Source organism: Christiangramia flava JLT2011 (assembly GCF_001951155.1).
Lineage (GTDB): Bacteria > Bacteroidota > Bacteroidia > Flavobacteriales > Flavobacteriaceae > Christiangramia > Christiangramia flava.
In genome coordinates, this window is sequence record NZ_CP016359.1 from 787,731 (window position 1) to 812,149 (window position 24,419).

Below are 24,419 nucleotides of genomic sequence, written 5' to 3' on the forward strand. Positions count from 1 at the left end.
TTATGAACCGAATTCAGCAAAAACTTCAGGAAGACAAAAAATTGCTTTCGATCTATTTCACGGCGGGTTTTCCGGAAATGAACGATACCCAAAAGATCATCACGGAACTGGCCAAAAACGGAGTTGATTTTATTGAAATTGGCCTTCCCTTCAGTGATCCGCTGGCAGATGGCCCAACGATCCAGCAAAGTTCCACCCAGGCGCTTCGCAACGGCATGACCACGGAAAAACTTTTTGAACAACTTCAGGATATTCGCAAAAGCACAGACATCCCGTTGATCATCATGGGATATTTTAACCCGATGCTACAGTATGGAGTAGAGAAATTCTGCAAAAAATGTCAGGAATGTGGGATCGATGGCCTCATTATCCCAGATCTCCCGGTAGATGTTTTCCACGAAGCATACCAGTCGCTCTTTGAGAAATATGGATTGCTAAACATTTTTCTTATCACCCCTCAGACTTCGGAAGATCGCATTCGCTATATCGATTCAGTTTCCAACGGATTCATTTACATGGTGAGCAGCGCGAGCGTGACCGGTTCTACTTCCGGGTTTGGAGAAGATACTCGGGCTTACTTCCGAAGAATTGATGGGATGAATCTAAAGAATCCGCAAATTGTTGGTTTTGGGATCAAAGATGAAGAAACCTTTAAACAGGCAACCGAATTTGCCAAAGGAGCGATCATTGGTAGTGCTTTTATCAAACACCTGGAGGAACATGGCACCGAAAAGATTGCCCATTTCATCCATCATGTGAAACCTTTAACCTAATTGTAACAGGGCATTAGGAGTATTTTACTTTCTAACGGGCTATCTTGTGATATAACTAAAAAACACGAATTATGGGAGGACCTATTGAAGATAAGCACAGAGAAAGAACGAAAGATCAAAAAAATCCTACCAATCTTACCGGAAACCGGAATGAGAAGACCAATGAGGTGGATTTTAATGACGAGACCATTAAAGATCAACAGAATAAGCAATAATGGGCAAGGGTGATAAGAAAACAAAAAGAGGAAAAATTGCCATCGGCACCTCTGGAAAGCTTAGGCCGAAACGGAAGAAATTCAAAGTAAAGCCTACTACGCTGGCTGAGCAGGACCGAAAAGAACTGCAATAGTTGATCAAAAAATATAAACCCCGATAATTCGGGGTTTTTTAATGCTGATAATTCTGAAAAATTTAAAAGAATTCACGGTATTGCATGACGCGGAAGTCTATCGTATTGAAGTTGGGGTCCTTCTTTTTCATTTGTTTGTAGAGTGCGGAACTGCCCACGGCGATATTGGCCGTTCCGGAAGGCGCGATAAGACTTACAGTATTGATAAGCCGGCCATCCATTACAAACTGATGGATTTTCGGAGCTTCTTTTGAAACCAGTTTCAGTTTGATCTCCGGGTGATTTTGCCGAAGATAGCGGCGGAAAAAATATTCGGGTCCGTTTTTAGAATTTCCGCCAGTAAATAGCAAGGTTTCAATCTTTGGGTGTTTCCGAAGAATTTTCACCATATCCCGCAATTCCACTTTTTGCATACCCAGATCGGAAGCGTCGATCTTCTCACGCCTGCTACTTTCCACCACGTCACAAATGCCGATTCCCCTGTTCCTTAAAAACTGTTGGCGCTGTAAAATAGCTTCTTCGGTATTTTCAAATTTCAGGTGGAGATCGAAGATTCGATCCAGCACGATCCATAGCAAGCCATCCCTGCTTCCATAGCAAAAGTCTACATCATCGGGCTTAAATTGCCTTTTGGTAAACCTTGGCGGCGGAAGCGTCCCCACGATCAACTTCGTGGCATTTTCCGGAATGAATGGCGGGTACGGATGTTTGTGATGAAAAAATTCCAAATCTACCTGATGAAGGTTGGCTCGTGTTCCTTTTCGGTATGTTCCTCGCTAAAACGGTAATCATCATAATCAAAGCCTTTGACATCCTTCAGCGTTTGGCAGTTTTTGTCAAGGATATAACGTACCATCGAGCCCCTGGCTTTTTTCGCATAGAAACTGATGATCTTCAATTTGCCATTTTTGTAATCCTTAAATACTGGGGAGACCACGGGAACCTTCAGTTTTGACGTATCAATTGCTTTGAAGTATTCATTACTGGCGAGATTCAGGAACAATTCATCGTCTTTCAGCTCATTGTTCAGAAAATCTGTGACCTTTTTTTGCCAGACCTCGTACAGGTTCTTTTTGCGCTCAATACCGATATCCGTTCCCATTTCCAGTCGGTAAGGCTGGATAAGGTCCAGCGGTCTTAGAATCCCGTACATTCCTGATAAAATTCGCAGGGTATCCTGCAATTTGTCTAACTTATCAGTTGGGATGCTGTAGGCGTCGAGGCCCGTATATACATCACCATTGAAGGCGTACATCGCCGGGCGGGAATTCTTTTTGTCGTGTTCTTCCTGAAATTCCTGGTAACGGGTGTAATTGAGATCAGCCAGTTTATCACTAATGCTCATTAGTTTGGAAATTTCCTTTTTGCTTTGCCGTCCAAGTTTTCTGTTCAGTTTGACGGTTGTCTCTAAAAATTGCGGCTGCGTTCCACGCGTAGTTGGCAATTTCGATTCGTAATCAAGAGTTTTGGCCGGAGAAACGACTATTTTCATGGTTTTTCACTTATTTCTTTCAAAGATAAAAGAAGCCCACTAAAACCGAAAGTTCTGGGAAATTTGTTCTTTATGGATTTATAGAAGCGTTTTATTGCCCCCCAGATTACTCTTCTTTGATCTGGTTCTTGGCATAATTCCGCCAGCGTTCGATACATTGTACCATATCTTCCGGCAGCTCAGAATTAAAGCTCATCCACTTCCCGGTTTCAGGGTGTGTAAAACCAAGAGTTTTCGCGTGTAGCGCCTGTCTTGTTAAGATCTTAAAACAATTCTCTACGAACTGTTTGTATTTGGAAAACGTGGTTCCTTTCAGAATTCGGTCTCCGCCATAGCGCTCATCGTTGAAAAGCGTATGCCCAATATGCTTCATATGAACTCTGATCTGGTGCGTTCTACCGGTTTCCAGCCTACAGGACACCAGCGTCACATAACCCAGTCGCTCTATAACCTTAAAATGTGTTACGGCAGGTTTCCCATTTTCAGCGTCATCACCTTCATAAACGATGTTTTGAAGCCGATTTTTTGGATTTCGACCAATATTGCCTTCAATGGTGCCTTCATCTTCTTCCACATTTCCCCATACGATCGCGACGTATTCGCGTTCGCTGGTTTTATCAAAAAACTGTTTGGACAACTTGGCCATGGCGTCTTCGGTTTTCGCAATAACCAGAAGTCCGCTGGTATCTTTATCGATACGATGAACCAGTCCGGGCCGTTCGCTGCTGTTCTTCGGAAGGTTCTCAAAATGATGCACCAGGGCGTTGATAAGCGTACCGCTGTAATTACCATGCCCCGGGTGGACCACCATCCCGGCCGGTTTGTTCACGACCAGTAAAGCCTCATCTTCATGAACGATGTCCAGCGGAATATCTTCCGGCACGAGCAAATATTCGTACGGCGGATGCTCAAACATCACCTGCACTACATCGCCGCCTTTCACTTTATAATTCTGCTTAACGGTTTCATTATTTACATAAATATTCCCGCTTTTTGCTGCTTTTTGGATCTTGTTACGCGTGGCATTTTCGATGAAATTCATAAGGTATTTATCCACCCGAAGCGGTTTCTGGCCCACTTCCGCAGTGAATTTATGATGCTCATAGAGATTGCCGTCTTCCTCCCCCTCGTCGTCGATGTCTTCCCGCTGGTCCCTATCTGAATTCATCGATCTCGTTTTCTTCAGGTGTTTCCGTATTAGTATCGTCGTTCATTTCTTCTTCTGAAGTGCCCCGGTATCTTCCGCTTCCGTCGCCAAGAACCAGGTCTATAACTGAAGTTTTCATCACTTCATCACCGGCTTCCAGCAACTGGCCATTATGGCGCAGTTCCAGTACGGCATCTTCCGCGATATCCGGCTTATAGGTGATCTCTCCGATTTCAAACCCAAGGGAACGAAGAGTTGGCACCGCTTGTCTTTTGGTGGTCCGGATCAAATTTGGCAATTCTACCTTTCGGTATCCAGATGGGTTCAGCGTTAGGTAAATCTTTCGGTCCTCCTTTACGAACTTACCCGGTTCCGGAACCTGATCGATCACCGAATACTTCGGAAAATCCGGATTGAAATTGGCCGAATCTAGGATCTCGTAATCCAGATCCAGTTCTTCCAGGCGATCTTCCACGTTATTCAGATTCATTTTTGCCAGATCTGGCACCTCGATACGCTGATCCTGATTGGTTGAAAAATCCAGCCATTGCATCGTCAAAAAGGCCAGAACTACAAGAACCACCGCCGCCAGCACCAGCTGAAGCAGAAACGTCTTGCTAAAAATAAACCGAAATAAACCCATAATTGTTTTTAAGTAAGCGACAAAGATATAAAACGCTTTGATTTTGGTACGTGCACTAATTAGTGATATTTTTGTTTAACGACTCCTAACCGCAATTATTGAATATGAAAAAAAAGATTGCCATTGCCATGGGCGGTTTTTCCAGCGAATACCGCATCTCCATCAACAGCGGAAATATCGTTTATAAAAATCTCGACCGCGACCTGTATGAACCGTACCGCGTGCACATCATGCAAAACGAATGGTTCGTCGTAGCGGCCGATGATACGCCGTATCCCATCAATAAAAGCAATTTTTCGGTCAACATTGATGATCAAAACATCACTTTTGATTGTGTTTTCAATACCATTCATGGAACACCGGGAGAAAACGGACTCCTTCAGGCCTACCTGGAATTGCTGAATATTCCGCAAACCAGCTGCGACCATTACCAGGCGGCGCTCACGTTCAACAAACGCGACCTCATCAGTGTACTGAAACCATACGGGATCAAAACCGCAGAAAATTATTTTCTGAATAAAGGAGATCTTCTTAATCCGGATGAAATCGTGGAAAAAGTGGGACTGCCATGTTTTGTGAAGGCCAATCGTGCCGGGAGTAGTTTTGGGATCACCAAGGTGAAGGCGAAGGAAGAACTGGAAGAAGCTGCAAAAACCGCTTTTGCAGAAGATGACGAGGCCATCATCGAATCGTTCCTGGACGGCACTGAAGTTTCAGTAGGCGTGATCACCTACAAGGGTGAAGTGACAGCACTTCCCGTAACTGAAATTGTTCCGGAAGGTGAGTTTTTTGACTATGAAGCCAAATATCTTGGGAAATCGCAGGAGATCACCCCGGCAAGAATTTCCGAAGCCGATACGAAAAAAGTGCAGGAACTGGCAAAAATGATTTATACCAAACTGAAAATGAAAGGTTTTACCCGTTCCGAATTTATTTTTCATAATGGCGAACCGCATTTCCTGGAAATGAACACCACGCCGGGTATTAGCCAGGCAAGCATCCTGCCCCAGCAGGCAGAAAAAGCAGGTATCAGTTTGACAGAATTGTTCAGCAGCGCCATCGAAGCGGCCTTAAAAGCATAATTTTCTTATCTTATTCTGAAAATCAACTCAATGAGAAAAGCTGTCTTTCCTGGTTCTTTTGACCCGCTTACCCTGGGACACACCGATATTATTGACCGGGCTCTTCCGTTATTTGACGAGATCATCCTCGCCATCGGGACGAATAGCAGCAAGAAATATATGTTTAATCTTGAAGAGCGACTTCATTTCCTGGAAAAGACTTATGAAAATGAACCAAAAGTGACCGTGATGACCTATGAAGGTTTGACCGTTAATTTCTGTAAGTCTCAAAATGCACAATTTCTTCTTCGAGGCCTGCGAAATGGCCAGGACCTGGAATTTGAAAAGGCAATAGGCCAAACCAATTTTAAAATGGCAGGAATAGACAGCGTTTTCCTGATTTCGAGTTCGGGAAAATCACACATTTCTTCCACCGTCGTTCGAGACGTGATTCGCCACGGGGGCAATTATGAATTCATGGTTCCTGATGTGGTTAGAAAATGATCAAAATCGGTATTTCACACTAATGCTTCCGTAGTAATTCCGAGGGTTCCCGGGATAATAAAACCTGGGAGAAGCACCTCCAAAGCCCACCGCATTGGTGACCACACTAGCTGCATAAGCCTCATCGAACAAATTATTGGCGCCAACCTTAAACGAATAATCCAGTTTCCCTAAATTATTGGAATAGCGCAGCTGGCTGTTTAATAGCTGGTAAGCTTCTGTGTAGGCCGCATTCGCGTCATTCAAAGCAATCCTGCCAAAAGCCTGATAATTGAGATAGAAACCAAAATTTTTAAATTCCACCTCTGCCGATGGAATCAGCGAATATTCAGGAACACCGGGCAGCTCGTTACCAGAATAATTCTCGCCGAGGTCCACGAACCGGTCAAAGTGATAATCGGTTAGATTTCCCGTAAGACGAAGTTGAATTTGCCAGTTTTCATCTATATTTTCCTGGTAAACAGATGTGAATTCCACCCCATTATGATCGGCTTTTCCGGCATTCACCCCAACATACTGGTCGTTATCCACGCGTCTTGCGACCAGCAGGTTTCGTACCTGGATGGAATACAAATTCAGTTCGGTGTATAATTTTTTCTGAAACCAGTTCCCCTTAAAGCCAATTTCGTAATTCCAACCGGTTTCCGTTTTAAGATCGGTGTTGATGAGACCTTCAGGTGTAAGCGTTTCAGCAACACTGGGCGTGGAAAAACCGTGACTGGCAGACGCGTACAGGTTCTTTTCCTCAAATAGCTCGTAACTAATTCCAAGCCGCGGCGAAACAACCGGGGAAAAGGTATATTTTCCGCTCTGGTCCACCGAATCATCAAAATCATCGATCAGCTCATAACCGGTAAAATTCAGGCTTGTACCGGCTTCTGCCTGAAATTTTTCAGTAATAATCCAATTCGCCTGTGCAAAAAGATTAAGGTACTGCCGGTGCTGGTTATTCAGGCTCAAACGCTCGCCCTCCAGGCTTCCATTAGCCTGCTGCTCTTCATAAAGATTTTGAAAAGTTCCGGTTTCGTACCATTCGCGCATCGCTTCAGTTCCAAAGCTCAGACTGGCCTGCCTCTCCAGAAAGCTACTTTCATAATTAAATTTTGTTCGCACACCTAAAGACTGCCGGTTTTCATCCAAAATATTGAACGGACGCGGCTCATAAGCATTTCTCGCCGTAAAAAACACGGAAGAAAGATTGCTGAATTTTTCTGAAAAAGAATGCGAGAAAGAGATCCCCGCAATTTGCCGGTTATAATGCTCGTAACCTGCCGCCTGTCGCCACGTAAAAGCAGCTTTCTCCGGGGTATTCTGAAAATCTTCCAGGTTCAGCGAACTAGGAATATACGCCTTCAGGTTGGTTGCAGAAATAAAAAGGTTCCAGTGAGTTTTTTCAGTGTGATCCAATTGAAAATTACCGTTAAACGAAGAGCGTTCATAAGCCGAATTCTGCCTCCAGCCATCGCTATTCAAATTCGTAAGGAAGATAGTCCCGCTGAGATCATTTTCAGAAAAACCGGCACGCGCTCCCATTTTCCTTGTGTGGAAACTTCCGTAATCAAACTGCACTCCGGCTGAATTTTCGAACGCATCTTTTGTGTACAAATTGATGGCACCTCCAAGCCCCGCTCCAAAAACCGACGAAACCGGGCCTTTAAAAATTTCCACTTTTTCAATGATCTCGGGATCAAGGTCGTCCAGCGTAAGTTCCCCTTCCGCCGTGGTCACCGGGATACCATTCAAATAAGCCTTGATCCTGTTGGTACTGTACTGTGAGCGGGCGCCAATACCACGAATCGTGATTTTATTGGTGTTGAGCGCACCCTGGTTTACGAATACTCCGGAAGCCTTGTTGAAGCTCTGTACAAGGTTAAAATTATCAGTTTTTGAAAGTTCTGCGGAACGAATCAAACTAACAGACGCTGGCAATTCTCTAACCGATTTCGGGATATTTGCGGCCTGGATCAAAACTTCAGATAATTGACCAATTTCCGGCTGAAGTTGAATTTTTACCTTTTCAGCAGTTACTGTTTCAGAATAGCTGGTATAGCCGAGTAAGCTGAACTGAAGTTTCGTAGGAATTTCGGCCCTAATCTCAAATTCTCCTTCCGCGTTTGTAAAAACCTGTAAATTGGATTGGGCATGGAATACACGCACATTTTCCAGGGGTTGCCTGGTTTCTGCACTCACTACCTGCCCATTTATAAATTGAGCGGCCATATCCTGAAGAGAGAATATGGCTGCTAAAACTGCTAAAATCTTTATTTTCAATAGTCCTATTTTTCTGCGGAAACTCTCCAGATTTTATTGCCGGCGTCATCGTTGACCAACAGGGATCCATCAGGCATCACAGTTACTCCAACCGGTCTGCCGTAAACCTGGGCCGCATCATCACTGGCGATGAAACCGGTTAAGAAATCTTCCGGTTGCTGTGGTTTCCCATTCTTATCGAAAGGAATGAACAAAATTTTGTAACCGGCAAAATTAGCCCGGTTCCAGGAACCATGCTGGCCCACAAAGGCGCCGTTATGATATTTGGCTGGAAAGGCTTTTTCAGTATAAAATGCCAAGCCCAATGAGGCCGTATGTGCCCCAACGGGAACATCCGGAACCAGTGCTTTTTGTACCATTTCAGTATGCGGATCATCTGCCCAGCGAGGATCCTCAATGGAACCGTAATAGCTGTAAGGCCATCCATACCAGCCGCCTTCCTGCACACTGGTCACATAATCTGGCACCAGGTTGTCTCCAATATTATCTCTTTCGTTCACGGCCGTCCAAAGTTCTCCCGTGATGGGGTTCCAGTCAATTCCTACCGGGTTTCTCAAACCGGCAGCATACACTTTTTCTCCGCTACCATCAGGATTCATTTCAAGGATATTAGCGCGTCGTTCTTCCTTGTCCATACCGTATTCCCCGATATTGCTGGAACTGCCTACGGTCACATAAATTTTCTTCCCATCTTTTCCGGCGAGTAAATTGCGGGTCCAGTGGTGGTTATATCCTCCGGCTGGAAGATCTGCCACGTGCTCTCCTTTTGCCGAAATGGAGTTTGCTCCTTTTTGATACGGAAAACGGATCACTTCGTCTACATTGGCCACATAAAAATATCCGTCCAGGATCAACATTCCGAATGGCTGATTCAGATCCTTCAGAAAAACATGGCGTTCATCTGGCTTCGAGTCACCATTGGTATCACGCAACAACGTGATCTGGTTGGCACTTTTACGGCGGTCGTTAGTTTCCACTACGAAAATATCCCCATTTTCACCAATATAGGTCCAACGAGGATGCTGAAGATCATCAGCGAAGGTTTCTACTTTGAAACCGGCAGGTGCCTTGGGCTTTTCCCCCGCTGGCCAATCAGTTATTTTACTGCCTTTAGCCGTTGGTTTGGTAGCGTATGGCGGCGGAAGGCTAACCTTCCCTATGGTCGTTTGCACCACATCTGGTGCTCTTTTGGCTAATTCAGCCTGTCTTTCTTTACTAATACTCTGGTTTACCTGCGCTTGCAAACCGAAGCTTAACAAGATCGCAGCTAGCGTCAATCTTTTCATCTTTCTCCTTTCAAATTTTCATTTAAAAATAGGCGATTGCCGAAGGCTTCGGAAATTTTACAGCTCCATTAATGTATATTTAACAATTGTGAATTTGGAGATAAGTTTACCGCTATTCGCAGGTCTCAGTCTTTTTAATTAAGTTTACCCCAACTTTTTTAGATTTTTTTATGAAAAAATGGTGGTTGATACTGGGGCTAACAATCAGTTTTTTGTCATGTGACCTATCCAAATACCGACTTGTAAAAGATTATGATTTTGAGACCCGGTTCGAAAAATCTGGCTTAACTGAAACCGCAACCTATTCCGAAGTCATTGCGTATTACCAGGAACTGGCAGATGCCTACCCTAGCATTTCCCTCCAGGAATTTGGAAGTACAGACAGCGGTTACCCGCTTCACCTGGCCATTTATAATCCTGACGGCGATGCAGAAACCGATCTGGAAAAACTTCGCGAAGATCACAGCATTTTAATGGTGAACAACGGTATTCATCCCGGCGAGAGCGACGGTATCGACGCCACCATGATGCTCTTTCGCGACCTGGCTGGCGATTCCATCGCTTCTCCCAAAAATGTCATCCTAGCCACCATTCCTGTCTATAATATTGGTGGTGCCCTGAATCGTAATTCAACCAGCCGAACCAACCAAAATGGCCCGAAAGAATACGGTTTCCGCGGAAATGCCAGAAATTATGACCTTAACCGGGATTTTATTAAAGCTGACACCAGGAACGCCCAGAGTTTCTATGAAATATTCCACTACCTGAAACCAGATGTTTTCATAGACAACCATGTGAGCAACGGCGCCGATTACCAGTACACTTTGACACATTTGTTCACGCAGCATGACAAACTTGGAGGAAACCTGGGAAAATATCTGGATGAAACCTTACGCCCGGCCCTAGAAGATTCCCTGAAGGCCAAGAACTGGGATATTACACCTTATGTAAATGTTTTTAACGAGGTTCCTGAAAAAGGCTTTTCACAGTTCATGGATTCTCCCCGCTATTCAACCGGCTACACCACGCTTTGGAATACGTTGGGAATGATGGTTGAAACGCATATGCTGAAACCTTACGATAAAAGAGTGCAGGGAACTTATGAATTGATGAAGTCCATGCTTCAGATCACCGGGAATCAAACTTCAGTCATCAAAGATCTTCGCGAACAGGCAAGGCGCGAATATTTGACCGATAGAACATACAATCTTCAGTTTGAGGTTGACCGGGAAAACCCGAGTATTCGTGAATTCGAAGGTTACGAGGGAGAAATGATCAGTAGTGAGGTAACAGGCCAGCAGCGACTAAAATATGATCGTAGCAAGCCTTTTACCAAAGAAGTGGAATATTATGATAATTTCAAGGTTTCCAAACAAATTGAAATTCCGCGTGCCTACATTATTCCACAGGGCTGGTGGCCGGTGATCGACCGGTTAAAGATGAATGAGATCAAAATGAAACCGCTTGCACGAGATACCACGATCACGGTGGAAGTATATAAGATTGAAGATTTCCAAACCGGGAAGAATGCTTACGAAGGTCATTATTTGCATAGCAACACACAGGTTAGCAAAACTACAGAAGACATACGTTTCAGAAAAGGAGATTTCATGATCTCCACCTTTCAGGATGGCGCGCGATATCTCATTGAAACGCTGGAGCCAGAAGGCGTGGATTCATTCTTCAACTGGAACTTCTTTGACACCGTTCTGCAGCAAAAAGAAGGATTTTCACCCTATGTTTTTGAAGATATTGCAGCCGATTTACTTCAAAATAACCCAGATCTTAAGAAGGAATTTGAAGATAAGAAAAGAACCGACAGTGAGTTTGCAGGCAACTGGTACTCACAATTGGACTGGCTGCACAAACATTCAGATCACTACGAAAAAGCGCATTTACGCTATCCTGTTTTCCGCCTGCCCCGCTAAATATTTATCCGGAAATAACATTTTGATATTGGCGTAAGACTTCGTCAGGGCCTTGCAGGTCTTTTCGAAATTCTTCCACTTTACCTTTTCAATACCTTCGCTGGCTTCGGGCTGTAGTTCCCCATCATAATCGCTGTACATCTCATACCAGTGGGTCACCTTCAGTTTAAACCTACCCTTTCGCTTGAAAACATGATAGGTTTTGGTAATAAATTCACCCAACTGCAGGTCCTGCACACCCGTTTCCTCCTCTACTTCCCGTAGGGCCGAATTCGGAATGCTTTCATGTTTTTCAGTTTTTCCCTTCGGAAGGTCCCAGCGCTTGTTGCGATAAATAAAGAGGATCTCGTCTTTGGAATTCTTCACCATCCCGCCTGCCGCGGTTACCACCTTCAGTTTTTTAAAAAGAAACTTCAGCAGCTTATTTTCGTTTGGATGGTAGAGGTGTACGTATAAAAGTTTCCCCTTATTGATTTTCCTGATCACCTTTTTCAACTTCACTGTTTTCAAAGGAAAAGTGGTGTATTTATCATCTATTTCCTTTTCAGCCGAAAGAATTATAGGGACATCATTCACAAAAACTTTATACATTTGCAGCTATGATTTTGAATAAAGAAACAGCGAAAAAGACCGCTGAACTTTTGTTGCAAATTAAAGCAATAAAATTAGAACCACAAGAGCCCTTTACGTGGGCCAGCGGCTGGAAATCTCCGATTTACTGTGATAATCGCATCGTGCTTTCCTACCCTATGATCCGCAATTATGTTAGAGAGCATTTTGCCAAACAGATCGAGGAAAAATATGGTAAACCAGATGTGATCGCGGGAGTTGCCACGGGTGCCATAGGCATTGGGATGCTGGTGGCAGAATACCTGAGCCTCCCTTTTGCGTATGTTCGACCAGAACCGAAAGGGCATGGCAGAAAAAACCAGATCGAAGGCAACCTGGAAGAGGGACAAACCGTGGTGGTGATCGAAGATCTTATAAGCACAGGAAAAAGTTCGCTGAATGCCGTCAAAGCCCTGGAAGAAGCCGGAGCGAATGTCAAAGGCATGTTTGCGATCTTTACATATGGTTTCCAGGCCGCTGATGACAATATCAAGGAAGCAGGTGTAGATGTTTTCACGCTGAGTGATTACGAACACTTGATCGAAACTGCACAAAAGACCAATTATATTAGTATGAACGAAGCCGGGGTTTTGAGAAAATGGCGAGAAGATCCGGCCAACTGGACACCAGAATCATGAAATTAGAAAGCGAAAAAGTAACGACCTCAAAAAGTCAGGAAGAAATGTTTGATTTTCTTACTGACGTGCACAATTACAAACAATTGATGCCCGAGAGCACCGAAAAATTTGAAACGCTGAGCGAAGACACGTTTCTCTTCCAGCTGAAAGGAATGCCGGAAATCAGGCTAAAGATCGTGGAAACCAAGCGACCCGAATTGGTTCGTTTAGGCTCTACTGCTGAAAAATTCCCGTTCAGCCTGGATATTTTCGTGGCCCCGGTTCAGGAAGATCAGAGTCAGGTTCATTTAGAATTCGAAGGAAATTTCAACCCGATGATGAGTATGATGATCAAAGGGCCGCTGAAGAAATTCATTGCCACCCTGGCAGGGAACGCATCAAAATTATAGATATCAGGCCGGTTATCCGGCCTTTTTTAATACAGCAACTGCACCTCTTTCAGATCGAATTCCAGCAATCCGAGATCTTCCAGTTCCAGCTGCAATTTCCCTTCTCCGGAAACACCGCGAATAATTCCGTTTACCTCTTTATTTGTTTTGAAAAGCCTGAAAACGCTCACCTGGTCTATTCGAAACATTTTATCTTCATAATCTTCCAGGATTTCAGCTTTGCGGCGTTTCGGCAATTCCTGCAGATCATTTTCGATTTGTTGCAGCAAATTCTTCAGCAGTTCATCAAGATCAAAAGTTTTTCCGGAGACTGAACAGAGCGAACCGGCATTCCCGAATTCCCCAAAATCCACCTGATTCACATTGAGCCCGATCCCGATCACACTGGCCACGATCCCATCGCTATTCAAAATATTTTCGATCAAAATCCCGCCGATTTTTTTATTGGCTGACAGAATGTCGTTTGGCCATTTTACCGAAAGCCGGGGTACCTGAAGCTCTTTGAGCACCTTCAGGATGGAAAGGGCGACTTGCGCGCTGAGCAGAAAATGCCTGGAAATTTCCAGTTTCTGATGAGGATAAAGAATGCTGAATGTAAGGTTTTTCCCAGCTTCCGACTTCCATATAGCGCCTCTCTGGCCTCGTCCCTGCAGCTGCAGACGAGCCGTGACGCACACCGGTTCAAATTCTGAAGTACCCGCATAGAATTTCCTGACAAAGGTATTCGTGGAGTCAATGGCATCAACTTTGATTATACGCATGGAGTACGACTAACAGATTTGGCGATTAAAACTTGCATTACAAACTCTTAATTGAGCGCAAAAAATGGTAAATTTGCGAAAATAAATAAATTTAATGGCAAAAAAGGAAACGAGTAGCGATCAACTTATTGCACATATCATCAAAGGGATAGAGGAAGTAAAGGGAAATGACATTGATATCCTGGACCTTAGAGAAATTGAAAACACAGTTTGTGATTATTTTATTATCTGTAACGGAACCTCCAACACTCAGGTAAACGCCATAGTAAATTCCATCCAAAAAACCGTTAGTAAAAACCTGAAAGACAAACCCTGGCATGTGGAGGGCAGCGAAAATGCCGAATGGGTTTTAATAGACTATGTGAACGTGGTGGTTCACGTCTTCCAGAAACATATCAGGGAATTTTACGATATTGAAAGCCTGTGGGGTGATGCCAAAATCACTTCCATAGAAACCAGTTATTAAAATCTAAATTTTTAGCACGATAGAATGGCGACAAATTCAAAGAAGAAATTAGATCCCAAAAAGCCTAAATTCAGCGCATACTGGATTTATGCTGCGATCATCATTATATTTTTAGGAATTAACTTTTTCAGCGGAAATGGTTTTTCTGAACCAGCAAAGACCAATCCGGCTGAATTCTTTCAATTCCTGAAAGATGGCGACGTAAAAAAAGTTGAGATCATCAACAACAGCGTTGCGAAAGTATATTTAACCGACGAGGCTAAGCAGAAAAAGGAACACAAAGGTCACACAGAACCCGAAATTTTCCCTACTGGTGATACCCCTTCGTACAGTTTCCAGTTTGGTAGCCTGGAAGTTTTTCAGCCCAAACTGAATAATGCCATCGAAGAAGGCAACCTGGACACTGTCGTTACATACGACCAGTCCAGCGACCTGTTGAGTGAACTTTTCTGGTCCCTGCTTCCGTTCATCCTGATCATTGGTGTCTGGATCTTTATCATGCGGAAAATGAGTTCTGGTGCCGGCGGTGGAGCTGGCGGGCAAATCTTTAATATCGGGAAATCAAAAGCTAAATTATTTGACCAGAATACCGATGTAAAGACCTCTTTTAAAGATGTTGCGGGGCTTGAAGGCGCGAAAGAAGAAGTACAGGAGATCGTTGATTTCCTTAAACAACCTGAAAAATATACCGCTCTTGGTGGTAAAATTCCGAAAGGAGCTCTTTTAGTAGGACCTCCGGGAACCGGTAAAACCCTTTTAGCGAAAGCAGTTGCAGGTGAAGCGAAAGTTCCGTTCTTCTCGCTTTCGGGATCAGATTTCGTAGAAATGTTTGTGGGTGTTGGAGCTTCCAGGGTTCGCGACCTTTTCAAGCAGGCCAAAGAAAAATCACCGTCTATTATCTTCATTGATGAGATCGATGCGATTGGTCGGGCCCGTGGAAAAAGCAATTTTTCAGGTTCTAATGACGAGCGCGAAAACACGTTGAACCAGTTATTGACTGAAATGGATGGTTTCGGGACGAACACGAACGTGATCGTGATCGCCGCTACCAACCGTGCAGATGTACTGGATAAAGCTCTGATGCGTGCCGGGCGTTTTGACCGCCAGATCTACGTGGATCTACCAGATCTTAATGAAAGAAAAGAAATTTTCGAAGTTCACCTGAAGCCCCTGAAAAAAGTTTCAGATGAGTTGGATATCGAATTCCTGGCCAAGCAAACTCCAGGTTTTTCCGGAGCTGATATTGCAAATGTGTGTAACGAAGCAGCCCTTATTGCTGCCAGAAAAGGCAACAAGGCCGTTGGAAAACAAGATTTCCTGGATGCGGTAGACCGTATTGTTGGAGGTCTTGAGAAAAAGAATAAGATCATCACTCCCGACGAGAAAAAAGCAATCGCCTTTCACGAAGCTGGTCACGCAACTGTAAGCTGGATGCTGGAGCATGCTGCGCCTCTTGTAAAAGTAACGATCGTTCCTCGCGGTCAATCTCTTGGTGCCGCCTGGTATCTACCGGAAGAACGCCTGATCGTTCGCCCTGAACAGATGCTGGATGAAATGTGTGCCGCTCTTGGAGGACGTGCTGCTGAAAAGGTAATTTTTGATAAAATCTCGACGGGTGCCCTGAGCGATCTGGAGAAAGTAACCAAACAGGCACGAGCGATGGTCACCATCTATGGTCTTAATGATGTGGTAGGAAACCTTACGTACTACGATTCTTCAGGCCAGAGCGAATACAATTTCACCAAACCTTATAGTGAGAAAACTTCCGAATTGATCGACAAGGAAATTTCGAATCTTATCGAAACCCAGTATCAAAGAGCGATTGACCTGTTGGATCATAATAAAGACAAACTTACTCAACTGGCAGAAATTCTTCTGGACAAAGAAGTGATCTTCAAGGATGATCTGGAGAAGATCTTCGGAAAAAGACCGCACGAAAAAGAGCAGGAAGAAGGAAAACCAGTGAGAGAACATTCCAGACTGGATAATTCCGGGAATAGCGAAAAGGTAGACGCCACTCCGGAAGGAACTGATAATGCAGAGGGAAAATTGACCGAAAACGATTCGGTTAATAAATAGTGTAGAAATCGATTTAAAAAATTTGGAATTGAACTTTTGTTAATTCCAGATTTTTTAAATTTGATAAAATGACAGTAAGAACCAGACCCAAAACTCTATGAATCTATTTAAGAGATTCCTTAATCCAAAGTCAAAATCAGACGAAAACCAGGATCTTCCTGAAAACGCTGAGCGGGGAAAGTATATGCCAGAGGTAAAACTCCCTACAGACGAGCGATTTATGATGAATTTCAAGAATAACGGGGGAAAGTTTCTGTATTGTATCAATGATGAGGAAATCCAGGATGCCTTTGATAACATCCTGCTGGAAAATGACTGGTACGAAAAGGAATGCTGTTGTTTCGATCCAAACCTTAAAGATAAATTCAGTTCTTATAATTTAGATTTCAACAAATCTGCAAATGCCGAATTCTTTCTTTGCACCTGTGAATACCTGGTTGCCAATGATGGTTCTATCTTGATTTCCTCAAACCAGATCAAAGAACGAAAACTGCATGAACTTCCGCCTAATTTCATCATTTTATCATCTACAAGTCAGTTAATTGACACTATTGGCGAAGGCCTTAGAGGGATCAAATTCAAGAACAAGCAACAAATCCCTTCCAATATTACGACCATCAAGAATTTTGAAACCCAAAAGGAGAATGATTTCATGACCTATGGAAGTAGTACAAAAAACCTATATTTGTTGCTGCTGGAAGATCTTTAATTTATGAGGGAGACCGTCATTCGCACTATTTCAGGCTTACTGTATATTTCCATATTGGTAGCCTCGATCCTATCTTCAGAATTAATCTTTATTTTGCTGTTTTACCTGCTGAGCCTTGTTTGCCTGGTGGAAATGCAAAAATTACTGAGATTGAAAAGCTATGCGCTCTACGTGTTGCAGGCCGTACTGTTCTATCTTTTCAGTTTCCTGAAATTTAATCAGGACGCTACGATTTTACTGCTTTTCATTACTATTTTCGTCAACCTTTTCCTGGTAAAGGACCTTATAATCGTAAAAAAAATCCCGGTTTTTGAAAAGAAGAAATACATTATCATCATCTTTTACCTCATTTCTTCTACCATCTTTTTAACGCTTATTCCAACTATTGAAGGAATTTTTATTCCGAGGCTCATCATTGGGATTTTCCTGCTTATCTGGACCAATGACACTTTTGCTTTTTTAATAGGAAAGAACTTCGGAAAACACAAACTGTATGAAAAAATTTCGCCTAATAAAACAATCGAAGGTTTTATGGGCGGTTTCGTGGCCAGCGTAGCCATGGGCTTTGTCATCTGGTATTACGGCCGGATGTTCGATGCAATTACCTGGATAGGCCTCGCCATTATCCTGAGCATTTTCGGAACGCTTGGCGACCTGATCCAGTCCAAATTCAAACGCCAGGCCGGTGTAAAAGACAGCGGAAGCCTCATGCCAGGTCACGGCGGATTGTTTGACAGGCTGGATAGTATTATATTTGCCAGTCCGTTTGTATATGCTTATTTATATTTGTTGAATTATGTTTCATAAGGAAGGATACAAAATCATGACTGTTACTGCGATAGTACTTATCGCAATAAATCTGCTATCGTACAGTTTAATAAATACCTACTGGTTACGCTTTGCGATTCTGGCAGTTTCAGTGGTATTGTTTTTCCTGATCGTTCAGTTTTTCAGGAATCCCAAAAGAAACACGCTTCAGAATGACAATCACATAATCGCACCGGTAGACGGAAAAGTAGTGGTGATAGAAGAAGTTTACGAAAAAGAATATTTCAAAGACAACCGAATTCAGGTTTCGGTTTTCATGTCCCCAATCAATGTTCATGTTACCCGCCATCCCATTGGAGGTGAGGTGACTTACAGCAAATACCACCCGGGAAAATTTCTTGTCGCCTGGCACCCAAAGTCCAGCGAGGAAAACGAAAGAACCACGGTGGTTGTGAAAAACGAGCGCGTGGGCGAGATCATGTACCGGCAAATCGCCGGCGCTATGGCCAAGCGTATCGTGAATTATGCTGAAGTAGGCGCTACGGTTGCCCAAGGAAGCGACAGCGGTTTCATCAAATTCGGAAGTCGTGTGGACGTGTTCCTACCCGTTGGCACTGAAGTAAATGTGGAGATTAATCAAAAAGTGAAAGGAGGCATCACCGTGATCGCTGATGTCGCCTCTTAAGAGGAAATGGCCGAAGAATTGAATGATAAACTGCAGCGTGCGCATGAACTTGCCAGCACGACCAACAGGCAGTTTCCACCAGATGTATTGCTGCACTTCTATGCGCTTTACAAAAGAGCTACGGAGAAAAATGGGTTCTATATACCCCCATCTAATGAAGGTGACCTGAAAGGAGCTTTCAAGATGAACGCCCTGGTGCAGGTAAAAGACATGACGAAGGAAGAAGCACGAGAAAAATATATAGAAATGGTAGAAAGCCTCATAGGCTCTATCCCGGAATAAAAAAAGAGAGCGATCAAGCTCTCTTTTTAATTTTACAGATTAGTTTTTCTATCCCAGGTTCTTCAGGCTCGCCTTCAAGGCTTCTATTTTCGCCTCCGCGTCAGCTTTTTTAGCTTTTTCGATCGCTACCACCTTTTCCGGAGCGTTATTCACAAAGCGCTCGTTCGATAGTTTCTTTTCTACTGATTCCAGAAAACCTTCAGTATACTTCAGCTCTTCTTCCAGTTTTTGCTTTTCCGCTTCCATATCGATCGCGCCGTCTGCAGGAATGTAATATTCATTTGATTTTACGCGGAAGGTTAATGCTCCCTCAACCGAATTATCCACATAATTTAATTCTGAAATATTCCCCATTTTCGCGATCACGCTGTCAAAAGCTTCCGAAACATTTTCGTTGTTCATCACGCTCAATGCAATCTCATTCTTAAAAGAGATATTCTTGTCTTTACGGATCTTTCGAACGCCTGAAATCACTTCCGAAGCAAACGAAAATTCCCGGATCAATGACTCCTCAAAAGTCACTTTTTCAGGCCACTTTGAAATGATCAGCGCTTCTTCCGAAGAACGCCCGGTAATATTCTGCCAGATTTCTTCAGAAACAAAAGGCACAAAAGGGTGTAAAATCTTCAGGTTATCTTCCAGGATTGCGATCACCTCGTTATAGGTTTTAACATCCATCGGCTCGCCGTAACCCGGTTTTACCATCTCCAGGAACCAGCTGCAGTAATCATCCCAAACCAGTTTGTAGGTCGTCATGAGCGCATCACTGATTCGGTATTTTGAAAAATGATCTTCAATTTCTCTCAAACTGAGCTGAAACTTTGCCCGGTACCAGGCAATGGCTTTCTGCGCAGTTTCCGGCTGTTCCGCCGCTTCGGATACTTCCCAGCCTTTCACCAGCCTGAAAGCGTTCCATATCTTATTCACAAACCCGCTCCCCTGCTTGCACAGGTCCTCATCGAACATCAGGTCGTTACCGGCCGGAGAACTCAGCAGCATTCCAACACGAACGCCATCTGCACCATATTGCCCGATCAACTCAATAGGATCTGGCGAATTACCCAAAGATTTGGACATTTTCCTGCGCTGCTTATCGCGAACGATCCCGGTGAGATACACATTTTTAAATGGTCTTTCGCCACGATATTCATAACCGGCCATGATCATTCTCGCTACCCAGAAGAAAAGAATCTCCGGCGCGGTTACCAGGTCATTGGTTGGATAATAGTACTGAATTTCCTTATTTTCAGGCTCAAGGATACCGTTGAAGACACTCATGGGCCATAACCAGGAAGAAAACCAGGTATCGAGCACATCTTTATCCTGAGTAAGATCTTCCGCAGTGATGGCGCTGTTTCCTGAAGCTTCCGCAGCTAATTTCACCGCTTCTTCCAGGTTTTCAGCTACCACGAAATCATTTTTTCCTTCACCGTAATAATAGGCGGGAATCTGGTGACCCCACCATAATTGGCGCGAAATATTCCAATCCCGCACGTTTTCCATCCAGTGACGATACGTATTTAGGAACTTTTCAGGAACCAGGTTCACGTCTTTTTCCAAAACGGCTTTTAAAGCCGGCTCGGCCATATCTTTCATTTTCAGGAACCACTGGTCACTGAGTTTCGGTTCTATAACCGCACCGGTTCGTTCACTGGTTCCCACCTTGTTGGTATAATCTTCCACTTTGGCAACATGACCAGAAAGTTCCAGTTCTTCCACGATCTCTGCCCGTACCACGAAGCGATCTTTGCCTTCATAATGCAACCCGGCAGCATTCAGCGTAGCGTCATCATTAAAAATATCGATCACCTCCAGGTTATGCTTTTCTCCCAGCATTTTATCATTCTCATCGTGTGCTGGTGTCACCTTTAGACAACCTGTCCCGAATTCCATATCCACATACTCATCTTCAATGATGGGAATGCTTCGGTTACAAATGGGCACGATCACTTTTTTACCTTTCAAATGCTCAAAACGCTCATCATTTGGGTTGATACAAACAGCGGTATCTCCCAAAATCGTTTCAGGGCGCGTTGTGGCAATAGTCACTTTTTCATCGGAACCTTCGATCTGATAATTCAGAAAATACAATTTTCCATTTCGCTCTTCATAATTCACTTCTTCATCAGAAAGCGTGGTTTTTGCCTGAGGATCCCAGTTCACCATTCGGTAACCGCGGTAGATCAGTCCTTTTTTATACAGATCTACAAAAACTCGAATTACAGAGGCCGACATATCATCGTCCATCGTGAATTTGGTACGTTCCCAGTCACAGGAAGCTCCGAGTTTCTTCAGCTGCTGAAGAATAATTCCGCCGTGTTTATGCGTCCAATCCCAGGCATGCTGTAGAAAATCCTCACGGCTCAAATCGGCCTTATTGATGCCTTCGTCTCGTAATTTGGCAACCACTTTAGCTTCCGTAGCGATCGAAGCATGATCGGTTCCCGGCACCCAGCAGGCATTATACCCCTGCAAACGCGCTTTTCGCACCAAAACATCCTGTATCGTATTGTTCAACATGTGCCCCATATGCAGCACACCGGTAACGTTTGGTGGCGGGATCACGATGGTATAAGGTTCTCGTTCATCTACTTCAGAATGAAAATAGTTATTTTTCATCCAGTAGTCATACCACTTATCCTCTACTTGTTTTGAACTATATTGGGAAGCAATTGCCATTTCTTGGTCTAGTTTTTGAAATATTGGCAAAAGTAAATATTAATGCAGGATTATGAAAGTTGCCGAAACGATTAAAATATCAAGATTTAGGTTTATCTTTACAGTTCTGCTTAAATTATCATCATTATGAAAAAGTTTATTGCAATCGCTATTTTCATGGTTGTGGGACTGGCAAGCGCGCAGGCCCAGAAAGCGGCTAAAATGGAATTCAAGTCGGAAACCTTTGATTATGGCGAAATACAAAAAGGAAGTGATGGGATTGGTTATTTTGAATTTACCAATACCGGTGATGCTCCTTTAGTGATCAAGGACGTAAAATCCAGCTGTGGCTGTACGGTTCCCAAAAAACCTGATGCGCCCATTTTACCAGGAGAAACAGGAAAGATCGAAATTAAATATGATACTTCGAGAGTAGGCCCTATCCGTAAAACGGTGACGGTGTATTCAAATACTGATGAACCAGTAAAAGCGCTGAAGGTAAAAGGAACAGTGCTCGCAGCGGCTACTGAAACTGCTACTAAAGACAGCACACGATAACTCTTTCGGAAAAATTACTTGAAAGCCTTCAGAAATGGAGGCTTTTTTATTTTCCTGAGATTCTGTCAAAATTTTGCTGATATTCCTGCCACACCTCATCAATTTATGCTTTAATTTTTGCAATTTTGCAACCTGTAAATGACAAGCTATGCCGAAGATTTCAAACAAAGGGTTGCAAATGCCCGAATCTCCTATCAGAAAACTCGTACCATTCGCTGAAGCAGCGGTTAAAAAGGGAAAAAAGATCTACCAGCTGAACATTGGTCAGCCAGATATCAAAACTCCTGAAAAAGCCCTCGACGCTATTAGAAACCACTCGATCGAAGTGCTTTCCTACAGCCATTCCGCAGGTTTTGAAAGTTACCGCAACAAACTCGCAGGCTATTATAAAAATACGGGGCTCCCGGTAGAACCTAAGGACATCATCATTACCACTGGTGGTTCTGAAGCGTTGCTTTTTGCCATGGGTGGCATAACCGATCCTGGTGACGAAGTTATCATTCCTGAGCCATTTTATGCCAATTACAATGGTTTTGCTACAGCTTCAGGAGTAAGCATAAAACCAATCCAGGCTTCTATAGACACAAATTTCGCACTGCCTCCTATTGAAGAATTCGAAAAACTGATTACGGATAAGACCAGGGCGATCCTCATCTGCAACCCAGGGAACCCAACGGGCTACCTGTACACGAAGGAAGAGGTTAAAAAACTCGCCGATCTTGCCCTAAAACATGATCTTTTCATCGTTTCAGACGAAGTTTACAGGGAATTCGCCTACGAAGGTGCCGAGCATCATTCCATCATGAGCCTTCCAGAACTTGCTGAAAATGCCATTATGGTAGACTCGGTTTCCAAGCGATACAGCATGTGTGGAGCTCGAATTGGCTGCCTCGTTTCCAAAAATGAAGAGGTGATGAAAACGGCCATGAAATTTGCACAGGCTAGACTGAGCCCGCCAACTTTTGCTCAGATCGCCAGTGAAGCAGCACTCGATACTCCACAATCTTATTTTGATGAAGTCATCGAAGAATATACACTTCGTAGAAATATCCTCGTGGAAGGGCTTGAAAAGATCGAAGGCGTTAAAGTGGCGACACCAAGAGGAGCATTTTACTGCATAGCAGAGCTTCCTGTTGAAGATGCTGATGACTTTGCGCAATGGTTACTCGAAGATTTTGATGATCAGGGAGAAACTGTGATGGTCGCACCGGCTGCCGGATTCTATTCTACGCCAGATACTGGCAAGAACCAGGTTCGAATCGCCTATGTACTGAAGAAAGAAGACCTCAGCAGGTCCATCGAAATATTAGAAAAAGCCTTACAGAAATACAACAATTAGGTGCATGCAGCTACTGCAGAATTTCTCTCTGAAAAATTATAATACCTTCGGAATTGACGTCAAAGCCGAAAGGTTCGTCTCAGTGACCAGCATTGAGGAGCTGAAGACTGTTCTTAGGAGAACTTATGCAGATGATCTTTTTATTCTGGGCGGCGGAAGCAATATGCTATTAACTCATGATATTCAAAAAACGGTTGTGCATATTTCGCTAACCGGGAAGAAAATCATAAGCCAGACCGAAGAGGAAGTAATCGTTGAAGGCGCCGGCGGAGAGAACTGGCACGATTTCGTGCGATGGACCTTAAGCCAGGATTATGGCGGACTGGAAAATATGTCCCTTATCCCGGGAAATGTAGGCACCTCTCCTATTCAGAATATCGGGGCTTACGGCGTGGAACTTAAAGATTGTTTTGTGAGCTGCGAGGCTATGAACGTGCAGACACTGGAAGTGATAAGGTTCAACCTGGAAGACTGTGATTTTGGCTATCGAAATTCAGTATTTAAAAATCAACTGAAACACCAGTTCATCATTACGTCGGTTCAATTTCATCTGAGCAAAAAAAATCACAGGATCCATTCAGAATATGGAGCGATCCAGGCGGAACTAGATGCTGCGGGAATTGAAGAACCCAGCATCCAGGATATTTCCGAAGCGGTGATCAAAATCAGAAGATCAAAATTACCCGATCCTGCAAAAATCGGGAATAGCGGTAGTTTTTTTAAGAATCCGGTGATTTCGCTGAAAACTTACAACAAGATTAAAGAAGAATGGCCAGAGCTGCCATGTTATAAAATTTCAGAGGAAGAAGTAAAAGTTCCCGCAGGCTGGCTTATTGACCAGGCCGGGCTAAAAGGATACCGCGAGGGCGATGCCGGAGTTCATGAAAAACAGGCCCTGGTGCTGGTAAATTACGGGAAGGCTACCGGGAACGAAATATTGGAACTGGCAAGAAAGGTGCAGCACGATGTCCACCGGAAATTTCATATTGAGCTGGAACCGGAAGTCAATATTATTTAGTAAAAA

General features: G+C 43.7%; 26 protein-coding genes. 17 read left to right on the top strand and 9 right to left on the bottom strand.

The genetic code is table 11. The features are described 5' to 3' along the window. Nucleotides 1-2 precede the first annotated feature (2 nt). From trpA to GRFL_RS03140, 3 genes are all read left to right on the top strand, one after another. The gene (gene trpA, locus GRFL_RS03135; RefSeq protein ID WP_083643246.1) at nucleotides 3-773 is read left to right on the top strand and encodes a tryptophan synthase subunit alpha; all 771 of its coding nucleotides are present in this window, start codon (nucleotides 3-5) and stop codon (nucleotides 771-773) included. A 71-nt stretch (nucleotides 774-844) separates the two neighbouring features. Then, the gene (locus GRFL_RS18075; RefSeq protein ID WP_169833966.1) at nucleotides 845-988 is read left to right on the top strand and encodes a hypothetical protein; all 144 of its coding nucleotides are present in this window, start codon (nucleotides 845-847) and stop codon (nucleotides 986-988) included. Beyond that, nucleotides 988-1,122 carry a 30S ribosomal protein THX gene (locus GRFL_RS03140; RefSeq protein ID WP_083643247.1) on the top strand — a complete coding sequence of 45 codons (135 nt, stop codon included), beginning with the start codon at nucleotides 988-990 and terminating at the stop codon, nucleotides 1,120-1,122. Before GRFL_RS18075 ends, GRFL_RS03140 begins: the two co-directional genes overlap by 1 nt. A 62-nt stretch (nucleotides 1,123-1,184) precedes the next feature. On the opposite strand, the gene GRFL_RS03145 is transcribed toward GRFL_RS03140, so the two are convergent. The 4 genes from GRFL_RS03145 to GRFL_RS03160 all read right to left on the bottom strand — a co-directional run bounded on the left by GRFL_RS03145 (nucleotide 1,185) and on the right by GRFL_RS03160 (nucleotide 4,404). Further along, on the bottom strand, nucleotides 1,185-1,850 hold the full coding sequence (locus tag GRFL_RS03145) for a uracil-DNA glycosylase family protein (protein ID WP_083643248.1): 666 nt from the start codon (nucleotides 1,848-1,850) through the stop codon (nucleotides 1,185-1,187). 2 nt (nucleotides 1,851-1,852) lie between these two features. Next, nucleotides 1,853-2,614, bottom strand: coding sequence for a peroxide stress protein YaaA (gene yaaA / locus GRFL_RS03150; RefSeq protein WP_083643249.1), 762 nt, complete (start codon nucleotides 2,612-2,614; stop codon nucleotides 1,853-1,855). Nucleotides 2,615-2,720: 106 nt separating this feature from the next. Then, nucleotides 2,721-3,782 carry an RluA family pseudouridine synthase gene (locus GRFL_RS03155; protein WP_083643250.1) on the bottom strand — a complete coding sequence of 354 codons (1,062 nt, stop codon included), beginning with the start codon at nucleotides 3,780-3,782 and terminating at the stop codon, nucleotides 2,721-2,723. Then, nucleotides 3,769-4,404: a PASTA domain-containing protein gene (locus GRFL_RS03160; RefSeq protein ID WP_083643251.1), complete on the bottom strand. Its 636-nt coding sequence runs from the start codon at nucleotides 4,402-4,404 to the stop codon at nucleotides 3,769-3,771. The genes GRFL_RS03155 and GRFL_RS03160 overlap by 14 nt, the downstream gene beginning before the upstream one ends. A 104-nt stretch (nucleotides 4,405-4,508) precedes the next feature. Between GRFL_RS03160 and GRFL_RS03165 the strand changes: the two genes are divergently transcribed. Together GRFL_RS03165 and coaD are read left to right on the top strand one after the other, a co-directional pair. After that, complete coding sequence (locus GRFL_RS03165; protein ID WP_083643252.1) at nucleotides 4,509-5,486, top strand: D-alanine--D-alanine ligase; 978 nt, start codon at nucleotides 4,509-4,511, stop codon at nucleotides 5,484-5,486. Nucleotides 5,487-5,516: 30 nt separating this feature from the next. Next, the gene (coaD, locus tag GRFL_RS03170; RefSeq protein ID WP_083643253.1) at nucleotides 5,517-5,969 is read left to right on the top strand and encodes a pantetheine-phosphate adenylyltransferase; all 453 of its coding nucleotides are present in this window, start codon (nucleotides 5,517-5,519) and stop codon (nucleotides 5,967-5,969) included. On the opposite strand, the gene GRFL_RS03175 is transcribed toward coaD, so the two are convergent. Further along, nucleotides 5,970-8,240, bottom strand: a complete 2,271-nt coding sequence (locus tag GRFL_RS03175) for a TonB-dependent receptor (protein WP_236995873.1) — start codon at nucleotides 8,238-8,240, stop codon at nucleotides 5,970-5,972. A 5-nt stretch (nucleotides 8,241-8,245) separates the two neighbouring features. After that, nucleotides 8,246-9,526: a PQQ-dependent sugar dehydrogenase gene (locus tag GRFL_RS03180; RefSeq protein ID WP_083643255.1), complete on the bottom strand. Its 1,281-nt coding sequence runs from the start codon at nucleotides 9,524-9,526 to the stop codon at nucleotides 8,246-8,248. Nucleotides 9,527-9,696: 170 nt separating this feature from the next. Here GRFL_RS03180 and GRFL_RS03185 point away from each other — a divergent pair, with 170 nt between their 5' ends. After that, complete coding sequence (locus tag GRFL_RS03185) at nucleotides 9,697-11,454, top strand: M14 family metallopeptidase (protein WP_083643256.1); 1,758 nt, start codon at nucleotides 9,697-9,699, stop codon at nucleotides 11,452-11,454. On the opposite strand, the gene GRFL_RS03190 is transcribed toward GRFL_RS03185, so the two are convergent. Then, on the bottom strand, nucleotides 11,422-12,045 hold the full coding sequence (locus GRFL_RS03190; protein WP_083643257.1) for an NUDIX hydrolase: 624 nt from the start codon (nucleotides 12,043-12,045) through the stop codon (nucleotides 11,422-11,424). The two genes, GRFL_RS03185 and GRFL_RS03190, sit on opposite strands and share 33 nt — an antisense overlap. A gap of 8 nt (nucleotides 12,046-12,053) precedes the next feature. On the opposite strand from GRFL_RS03190, the gene pyrE reads away from it, so the two are divergent. Both pyrE and GRFL_RS03200 read left to right on the top strand, forming a co-directional pair. Next, nucleotides 12,054-12,701 (top strand): orotate phosphoribosyltransferase, encoded by a 648-nt coding sequence (gene pyrE, locus GRFL_RS03195; protein ID WP_083643258.1) that lies wholly within the window; start codon nucleotides 12,054-12,056, stop codon nucleotides 12,699-12,701. After that, complete coding sequence (locus GRFL_RS03200; protein ID WP_083643259.1) at nucleotides 12,698-13,090, top strand: SRPBCC family protein; 393 nt, start codon at nucleotides 12,698-12,700, stop codon at nucleotides 13,088-13,090. Before pyrE ends, GRFL_RS03200 begins: the two co-directional genes overlap by 4 nt. A gap of 26 nt (nucleotides 13,091-13,116) precedes the next feature. Here the strand turns inward: GRFL_RS03200 and GRFL_RS03205 are convergent, their stop codons facing one another. Further along, entirely contained in the window at nucleotides 13,117-13,851 is a 735-nt protein-coding gene (locus GRFL_RS03205; RefSeq protein ID WP_083643260.1) for a biotin--[acetyl-CoA-carboxylase] ligase, read from the bottom strand. 94 nt (nucleotides 13,852-13,945) lie between these two features. Here GRFL_RS03205 and rsfS point away from each other — a divergent pair, with 94 nt between their 5' ends. The 6 genes from rsfS to GRFL_RS03235 all read left to right on the top strand — a co-directional run bounded on the left by rsfS (nucleotide 13,946) and on the right by GRFL_RS03235 (nucleotide 18,840). Then, nucleotides 13,946-14,317 carry a ribosome silencing factor gene (gene rsfS / locus GRFL_RS03210; RefSeq protein ID WP_083643261.1) on the top strand — a complete coding sequence of 124 codons (372 nt, stop codon included), beginning with the start codon at nucleotides 13,946-13,948 and terminating at the stop codon, nucleotides 14,315-14,317. 24 nt (nucleotides 14,318-14,341) lie between these two features. Continuing rightward, on the top strand, nucleotides 14,342-16,396 hold the full coding sequence (ftsH, locus tag GRFL_RS03215; protein WP_083643262.1) for an ATP-dependent zinc metalloprotease FtsH: 2,055 nt from the start codon (nucleotides 14,342-14,344) through the stop codon (nucleotides 16,394-16,396). Nucleotides 16,397-16,493: 97 nt separating this feature from the next. Further along, entirely contained in the window at nucleotides 16,494-17,105 is a 612-nt protein-coding gene (locus tag GRFL_RS03220; protein WP_083643263.1) for an LUD domain-containing protein, read from the top strand. 3 nt (nucleotides 17,106-17,108) lie between these two features. Continuing rightward, the gene (locus tag GRFL_RS03225; protein WP_083643264.1) at nucleotides 17,109-17,912 is read left to right on the top strand and encodes a phosphatidate cytidylyltransferase; all 804 of its coding nucleotides are present in this window, start codon (nucleotides 17,109-17,111) and stop codon (nucleotides 17,910-17,912) included. Continuing rightward, nucleotides 17,902-18,558: a phosphatidylserine decarboxylase family protein gene (locus GRFL_RS03230; protein ID WP_083643265.1), complete on the top strand. Its 657-nt coding sequence runs from the start codon at nucleotides 17,902-17,904 to the stop codon at nucleotides 18,556-18,558. The genes GRFL_RS03225 and GRFL_RS03230 overlap by 11 nt, the downstream gene beginning before the upstream one ends. A gap of 6 nt (nucleotides 18,559-18,564) precedes the next feature. Further along, on the top strand, nucleotides 18,565-18,840 hold the full coding sequence (locus tag GRFL_RS03235; protein WP_083643266.1) for an acyl-CoA-binding protein: 276 nt from the start codon (nucleotides 18,565-18,567) through the stop codon (nucleotides 18,838-18,840). A gap of 48 nt (nucleotides 18,841-18,888) precedes the next feature. On the opposite strand, the gene GRFL_RS03240 is transcribed toward GRFL_RS03235, so the two are convergent. Further along, nucleotides 18,889-21,519 carry a valine--tRNA ligase gene (locus GRFL_RS03240; RefSeq protein ID WP_083643267.1) on the bottom strand — a complete coding sequence of 877 codons (2,631 nt, stop codon included), beginning with the start codon at nucleotides 21,517-21,519 and terminating at the stop codon, nucleotides 18,889-18,891. A 126-nt stretch (nucleotides 21,520-21,645) separates the two neighbouring features. On the opposite strand from GRFL_RS03240, the gene GRFL_RS03245 reads away from it, so the two are divergent. The 3 genes from GRFL_RS03245 (at nucleotide 21,646) to murB (ending at nucleotide 24,413) form a co-directional block, all read left to right on the top strand. Next, nucleotides 21,646-22,056 carry a DUF1573 domain-containing protein gene (locus GRFL_RS03245; RefSeq protein WP_083643268.1) on the top strand — a complete coding sequence of 137 codons (411 nt, stop codon included), beginning with the start codon at nucleotides 21,646-21,648 and terminating at the stop codon, nucleotides 22,054-22,056. Nucleotides 22,057-22,204: 148 nt separating this feature from the next. Then, nucleotides 22,205-23,395: a pyridoxal phosphate-dependent aminotransferase gene (locus tag GRFL_RS03250; RefSeq protein ID WP_083643269.1), complete on the top strand. Its 1,191-nt coding sequence runs from the start codon at nucleotides 22,205-22,207 to the stop codon at nucleotides 23,393-23,395. Nucleotides 23,396-23,399: 4 nt separating this feature from the next. Next, nucleotides 23,400-24,413 (top strand): UDP-N-acetylmuramate dehydrogenase, encoded by a 1,014-nt coding sequence (murB, locus tag GRFL_RS03255; protein ID WP_083643270.1) that lies wholly within the window; start codon nucleotides 23,400-23,402, stop codon nucleotides 24,411-24,413. Nucleotides 24,414-24,419: the final 6 nt, after the last annotated feature.